The organism is Kitasatospora sp. NPDC056327, from assembly GCF_042261735.1.
Lineage (GTDB): Bacteria > Actinomycetota > Actinomycetes > Streptomycetales > Streptomycetaceae > Kitasatospora.
Genome location: NZ_JBHJRC010000402.1, coordinates 1 through 6,094, shown reverse-complemented (window position 1 = coordinate 6,094; position 6,094 = coordinate 1). Strand labels below are relative to the sequence as shown.

Genomic DNA, 6,094 nt, shown 5'->3' with positions numbered 1-6,094 from the left:
GCCCCTGAAGAGTCGCGGCCCCGGCCGTCACTGTGCGCGATACTGGGATTGAACCAGTGACCCCTACCGTGTCAAGGTAGTGCTCTCCCGCTGAGCTAATCGCGCCTGGTAAGGCGTTCCTGCAGCAGGCCCCGGAAGGCCCGACGTGCGCGATACTGGGATTGAACCAGTGACCCCTACCGTGTCAAGGTAGTGCTCTCCCGCTGAGCTAATCGCGCGGGTGCGGTGCGTCCGCAGCGGATCCAGGAGGGCCCGAGGGCCGGTTCCGGAGGATCCGACGTGCGCGATACTGGGATTGAACCAGTGACCCCCACCGTGTCAAGGTGGTGCTCTCCCGCTGAGCTAATCGCGCCTGAGAGGTGCCCGGCAGAGCCGGCCGTGGTGCGCGATACTGGGATTGAACCAGTGACCCCTACCGTGTCAAGGTAGTGCTCTCCCGCTGAGCTAATCGCGCGGGGAGGCCACCCGGCGAACCGGGCGGACCTCTTGGAGGTGGAGACGGGATTTGAACCCGTGTAGACGGCTTTGCAGGCCGTTGCCTCGCCTCTCGGCCACTCCACCAGGCAACACTCGAAGGACGACCATACACTGTCCTTCGTCGAGCGGACGACGAGATTCGAACTCGCGACCCTCACCTTGGCAAGGTGATGCTCTACCAACTGAGCCACGTCCGCCTGTCTCCCGGGATCTTCACCGGATCTTCCCGGCTGCGCTCCCTGGCGACGTGTTGAACTCTAGCGGATTCCCGGGCCAGCTAAAAATCCGTTCCCGCAGCGTGCCCCGTGCGTCGCCGCCGGACGCTTCCCGGCCGCCCCCGCTCCGACCGGCGCGGACCGCCCGGACCGGGGCGGCGCGACACCCTGGGTGACACCCGCAGGTCACCCGGCGTACGCCCGCGCGATGCCCGACTCTGCTCGCGCCCTCCGACCTACACTTCAGGCACCGCAACCCGAGCAAAGCCCCTGCGCAGGAGAACCGTGTCCGGCCAGCCCTCCCCCCAGCACCCCCTCGCCCGCTTCGGCGGCCGCCTCGCGACCGGACTGCGCGACGTCACCTCGGACCCGGCCGCCCTGGAGTCCGACGGCTGGTGGGCCGTCGCCCACGACTTCGAGGGCCGGCTCACCTGCGCCCGCTTCGACGACGTCCGCCCGGCCCCCGCCCCGCCCTCCGGCGCCGGCTGGCTCGGCCCCTCGGCCGGGGCCTGGCGCAGCTCGCTCGACCGCGCCGCCTACACCGCGGGCGTGCGCCGGATCCGCGAACACATCGCGGCCGGCGAGGTCTACCAGGCCAACCTCTGCCGGGTGCTCCGCGCGCCGCTGCCCGACCCCGCCCGCTCCGACGTCGACGCGCTCACCGGTCTGCTCGCCCGCGGCAACCCCGCCCCCTACGCGGGCACGATCCGGCTCCCCGGGCACGGCGTGGAGATCGCCACCGCCTCGCCCGAGCTCTACCTGCGGCGCACCGGCCGCACCGTCGCCTCCGGCCCGATCAAGGGCACCGGCCGGACCGAGCACGACCTGCTCGACAAGGACCACGCCGAGAACGTGATGATCGTCGACCTGGTCCGCAACGACCTCGGCCGGGTCTGCGCCACCGGCACCGTCACCGTCCCCGACCTCTGCGCCGTCGAGAAGCACCCGGGCCTGGTCCACCTGGTCTCCACCGTCGAGGGCACCCTGCGCGCCGGCGCCGGCTGGCCCGGGCTGTTCGCCGCGACCTTCCCGCCCGGTTCCGTCACCGGCGCCCCCAAGAGCAGTGCCCTGCGGATCATCGAGTCCCTGGAGACCGCCCCGCGCGGCCCCTACTGCGGCGCCGTCGGCTGGGTCGACGCCGACCGCGGCGAAGCCGAACTCGCCGTCGGCATCCGCACGTTCTGGATCGACCGGACCGACCCGGCGGCCCCCGAACTGCGCTTCGGCACCGGGGCCGGCATCACCTGGGGCTCCGACCCCGACCGCGAATGGGCGGAAACCGAGCTGAAGGCCGCCCGCCTGGTCGCGATAGCGTCGGGCGGCGAGACCCACACCGACTGAACCCGGCGCGGACCGCACCCGGCGCCGCCACCCGGAGCCGGCCGGACCGCGCCCGTCCCGCGAGGAGCACCCCTCGATGCAGCACCCGCAGCAGCCCACCACCAGCTGGGTCAACGGCGCCCTCGTCGACTCCGCCGACCCGGCCCTGTCCGTCCTGGACCACGGACTCACCACCGGCGACGGCGTCTTCGAGACCATGAAGGCCTTCGACGGCCGGGCCTTCGCCGTCACCCGCCACCTCGGCCGGCTCACCCGCTCCGCCCGCGGCCTCGGCCTGCCCGACCCCGACCACGACCTGGTCCGCGAGGCCTGCGCCGCCGTCCTCGCCGCCAACCCGGTGCCGCTCGGGCGTCTGCGCGTCACCTACACCGGCGGCGCCGCGCCGCTCGGCTCCGAGCGCGGCGACGACGCCCCCACCCTGGTGGTCTCCCTCGGCACCGCCACCCGCCGCCCCGACACCACCGCCGTCGCGGTCGTCCCCTGGCGCCGCAACGAGCACAGCGCCGTCGCCGGGCTGAAGACCACCTCCTACGCCGAGAACGTCGTCGCCCTCGCCGCCGCCCACCGCGCCCGCGCCTCCGAGGCGCTGCTCGCCAACACCGCCGGCCGGCTCTGCGAGGGCACCGGCTCCAACGTCTTCGTCGTGCTCGGCGGCCGGCTGCTCACCCCGCCGCTGTCCTCCGGCTGCCTCGCCGGCATCACCCGGCAGCTCGTCGTCGACTGGTGCGGCGCCGAGGAGGCCGACCTCCCGATGGACGCCCTGCGCGACGCCGAGGAGATCTTCCTGACCTCCAGCCTGCGCGACGTCCAGGCCGTCACCCGGGTCGACGACCACGAACTGCCCGGCCCCGGCCCGGTCACGGCCAAGGCGATGGCCACCTTCGCCCAGCGCAGCGGCGACGACCTCGACCCCTGAGCCCCCGGCGGCGTGCGGCGTCCCGCGACGGAGCCCCCGCCGCGGGCGCGCCCGCCGGGCACGCCCGGGGGAGCGCCCGGCCGCGGCGGGGGCGTCCGGGTCGGTAGAAGACCCGGGCGGCGGGGAAGGGACCCCGACATGACCACCACGCTGCGCCCCGAGAGCCCGGAGACCCCCACCCCCGCCGGCGGCCGCACCCGGCGCTGGCAGATCTGCGTGAACGGCCGCCCGGTCGGCGGCCTGCGCACCACCGCCGTCCCGAGGGGTGACCAACTCTGGGGGGAGATAGCCGAGTTGGAGGTCCGGAGCGAGCGCGGCCGGGGGCGCGGGACGATCGGCGCGCTGGCCGCCGAGGAGGTGCTGCGCAGCTGGGGCTGCACCCGGGTCGACGCCGACATCCCGGAGACCGCCCGGGTCGCCCGCTCGCTCGCCGTCACCCTCGGCTACACCGAGCGGATGCGGAACATGGTCAAGCGGCTGGACGGGTCGCCCGCCCTGCCGCCCGGCGCCGACGCGCGCCCGATCGGCGCCGACGCCTTCCCCGCCTGGCTGGCCGAGGCCAAGGACGGGTACCTGCACGACCTGCTGGCCTCGGGGCTGGGCGAGCAGCAGGCCCGCGCCAAGGCGGAGGCCGACCACGCGAGACTGCTGCCGCAGGGCGCGGCCACCCCGGGTGTCGCCCTCCGCCGCCTGCACGGGCCGGCGGGGGAGCCGCTGGGGTCGCTCTGGCTCGCCCTGCGGCTGCGCGACCTGCCCGACGGCACCCCGCTGGCCTGGGTCATGGTGGTCGAGGTCGCCGACGGCCACCGGGGCCGCGGCCACGGCCGGACGCTGATGCGCCTGGCCGAGCGGGAGTGCCTGGCCGCAGGCGTCCACGACCTCGGGCTGAACGTCTTCAGCGGCAACGGGGTCGCGATCGGCCTCTACGAGTCGCTCGGCTACCGGGTCACCAACCGGGTCTACGGCAAGACGCTGCTGTGAACCCGGGTCCCGGGGCCGCCGGCCGACGTCTCAGGAGGCCTTCGCGGCCTCGATCGCGGCGACGAGGCGCTCCAGCAGCCCCTCCTGGCTCTTCCCGCCGTCGAGGCGCTGCCCGGCGATCACGTACGTCGGCGTGCCCGTGACCCCGATCGCCCGGCCCTCCGCCTGGTCGGCGTCCACGGTCAGCATGTGCCGCCCGTCCACCAGCGCGGTGTCCACCTCCTCGGCGTCCACCCCGACCTCCCGGGCCACCTCCAGCAGCACCGCGGTGCCGCGCGCCTCCAGGTCCTCGACCCGGGCCAGCAGGGCCTCGACGAACGGCCAGCCGAGGCCCTGCGCGAACGCCTCCTCCGCGGCCTCGGCGGCGGGGTACGCGTGCTTGTGCTTCTCCAGCGGGAAGTGCCGCAGCTCGATCGGGAGCGCGTCGCCGTAGCGGGCGCGCAGCTCGCGGACGTCGTCCAGCGCGGTGCGGCAGTCCGGGCACTGGAGCTCGCACCAGAAGTCGAGACGGGGGAGGGAACCTTCGATCATGCCCTCAGTGTTCCACCAGTGGGGCCCGTGCCGTTCCGGCGGCCGGGCCCGGCCAGACCGCGAGACCGGAGCGACGGGAGGTCCGACGAGATGATCAGCCCCACGGGCAGAGCAGCGGGCGAGGCGGCGGCCGTGCCGGCCACGACCGCGACGACCGCGGTCACCGCGGCGTCCCACGGGCGGAGCCGGCCGTGCTGACGGCCGGGGTCGCCTTCGCCCTCACGGCCGCGGGCACGGTGGTCGCGGGCCTGCGCGCCCACCGCCGGCGCTTCCTCTCCGCGACCCGCTGGTTCGCGGTCGCGCTGTTGCCCGCCGGCCTCTACCTGACCGGCCTGTTCCCGGTGGCCCGGACGATCGGCGACGAGCTCGCCGACTGGGCGGCCGCGCTGGTCCTCGACCCCCGGGTGTGGACCGGCATCGCCCTGCTCGGGGTCTCGGCCGGGCTGCTGCTCACCACCCGGTGGCTGTCCCGCCGCGGCGCCGCGGCCGAGGGGCAGGAGGCCCGTCCGGCCGCCGCCGGGCCCGCCCCGGCGCGTCCGGCCGTGGCGCCCGCCGCCGGAGTGCCGGCCGCGCCCGCGTCACCGCGGCGGGCCGCCGCGAAGGCCGAGCGGGCGGGAAGGGCCGAGCGGCCCGCGAAGGCCTCGCCGCCCGGGGCGGCCGAGCAGGGCAAGGACGACGACGGCCTCGGCGACTTCGCCGACATCGAGGAGATCCTGCGCCGGCGCGGCATCTGACCGCCACCGCCCCCGGCACCCGAGCCGCTCCGGACCCCCGGGGCGGCCGGGGCCGCTCAGGCCGAGGGAACCGCGTCCGCCGAACGCTGGCGGGCCCGGTAGGCGGCCACGTGCAGCCGGTTCCCGCAGGTCCGGCTGTCGCAGTAGCGGCGCGAGCGGTTGCGCGAGAGGTCCACGAAGACCCGCGCGCAGTCCGGCGCCTCGCAGCGGCGCAGCCGCTCGCGCTCGCCCGCGGTCAGGATGAACGCCAGCGCCATGCCCACTTCGGCGGCCAGGTGGTCGCCGAGGGCGGCGTGCGGCGCGAAGTAGTGGATGTGCCACCCGTGGTGGTCGTGGTTGGTCAGCCGGGGCGTGGTGCCGGCCGCCGCGACCAGGGCGTTGACGAGCTCGGCGGCCTCCTCGGTGGACTCCGTGCCGAACACCTCGCGCAGCCGTGAGCGCAGTTCGTGGACCTGGCGCAGGTCGCCGTCGGTCAGCGAGTCGACCTCGCTGATCTCCTGCCGGACCACGAACGCGTCGAGCGCGGTCACGTCGGGCAGCAGCTCGGTGCCGCACACCTCGGGCGCGGTGTTGAGCAGCTCGACGAGGATGCTCAGCGCGCACTCGGTGTCATGGGTGATCAGCACGTGCAGGCTCCTCGCGCGGAGGGGGCCGTGGGCACCCCGCGACTACGGGTCATCTCCCAGACCTTACCGGGGCGGCGCGCGGTGCGGCGGTGGCTTCCCTCGAAGACGTGTGCGTATTCCGTAGGTCTGTACGGAGTTTTCCCCGAGAGCCGGGTCCGGCGGTGTCCGCGCGGCCGGCCGTGCGGGCAGCGCGGCCCCGACGGCTCCCCAGGGGCCGCCCCGGGGAGAACGGGCCGCGCCCGGCAGCGAGGCCGGCCACCCGTGGGGTGGCCG

The 6,094-nt window shown here is 75.4% G+C and carries 6 protein-coding genes and 6 tRNA genes; 4 read left to right on the top strand and 8 right to left on the bottom strand.

Going from position 1 to position 6,094, the window contains the following annotated elements:
- Window positions 1–33 precede the first annotated feature (33 nt).
- From ACFCX4_RS33950 to ACFCX4_RS33925, 6 genes are all read right to left on the bottom strand, one after another.
- Window positions 34–105, bottom strand: a tRNA-Val gene (locus tag ACFCX4_RS33950).
- A 41-nt stretch (window positions 106–146) separates the two neighbouring features.
- Window positions 147–218, bottom strand: a tRNA-Val gene (locus ACFCX4_RS33945).
- Between the two features lie 62 nt (window positions 219–280).
- A tRNA-Val gene (locus tag ACFCX4_RS33940) sits at window positions 281–352 on the bottom strand.
- 27 nt (window positions 353–379) lie between these two features.
- Window positions 380–454 (bottom strand) — tRNA-Val (locus ACFCX4_RS33935).
- A gap of 33 nt (window positions 455–487) precedes the next feature.
- Window positions 488–561: transfer RNA gene (locus ACFCX4_RS33930), tRNA-Cys, on the bottom strand.
- 40 nt (window positions 562–601) lie between these two features.
- Window positions 602–674: transfer RNA gene (locus tag ACFCX4_RS33925), tRNA-Gly, on the bottom strand.
- Between the two features lie 303 nt (window positions 675–977).
- Between ACFCX4_RS33925 and ACFCX4_RS33920 the strand changes: the two genes are divergently transcribed.
- From ACFCX4_RS33920 to ACFCX4_RS33910, 3 genes are all read left to right on the top strand, one after another.
- On the top strand, window positions 978–2,033 hold the full coding sequence (locus tag ACFCX4_RS33920) for a chorismate-binding protein (protein WP_376150933.1): 1,056 nt from the start codon (window positions 978–980) through the stop codon (window positions 2,031–2,033).
- 76 nt (window positions 2,034–2,109) lie between these two features.
- The gene (locus tag ACFCX4_RS33915; RefSeq protein ID WP_376150931.1) at window positions 2,110–2,949 is read left to right on the top strand and encodes an aminotransferase class IV; all 840 of its coding nucleotides are present in this window, start codon (window positions 2,110–2,112) and stop codon (window positions 2,947–2,949) included.
- Between the two features lie 138 nt (window positions 2,950–3,087).
- Entirely contained in the window at window positions 3,088–3,930 is an 843-nt protein-coding gene (locus ACFCX4_RS33910; RefSeq protein WP_376150929.1) for a GNAT family N-acetyltransferase, read from the top strand.
- A gap of 30 nt (window positions 3,931–3,960) precedes the next feature.
- Here ACFCX4_RS33910 and ACFCX4_RS33905 read toward each other — a convergent pair whose 3' ends face one another.
- Entirely contained in the window at window positions 3,961–4,461 is a 501-nt protein-coding gene (locus ACFCX4_RS33905; RefSeq protein WP_376150927.1) for a DsbA family protein, read from the bottom strand.
- 191 nt (window positions 4,462–4,652) lie between these two features.
- On the opposite strand from ACFCX4_RS33905, the gene ACFCX4_RS33900 reads away from it, so the two are divergent.
- Window positions 4,653–5,195 (top strand): hypothetical protein, encoded by a 543-nt coding sequence (locus ACFCX4_RS33900; RefSeq protein WP_376150925.1) that lies wholly within the window; start codon window positions 4,653–4,655, stop codon window positions 5,193–5,195.
- 56 nt (window positions 5,196–5,251) lie between these two features.
- Here ACFCX4_RS33900 and ACFCX4_RS33895 read toward each other — a convergent pair whose 3' ends face one another.
- Window positions 5,252–5,821 (bottom strand): CGNR zinc finger domain-containing protein, encoded by a 570-nt coding sequence (locus tag ACFCX4_RS33895; protein ID WP_376150923.1) that lies wholly within the window; start codon window positions 5,819–5,821, stop codon window positions 5,252–5,254.
- Between the last annotated feature and the right edge of the window lie 273 nt (window positions 5,822–6,094).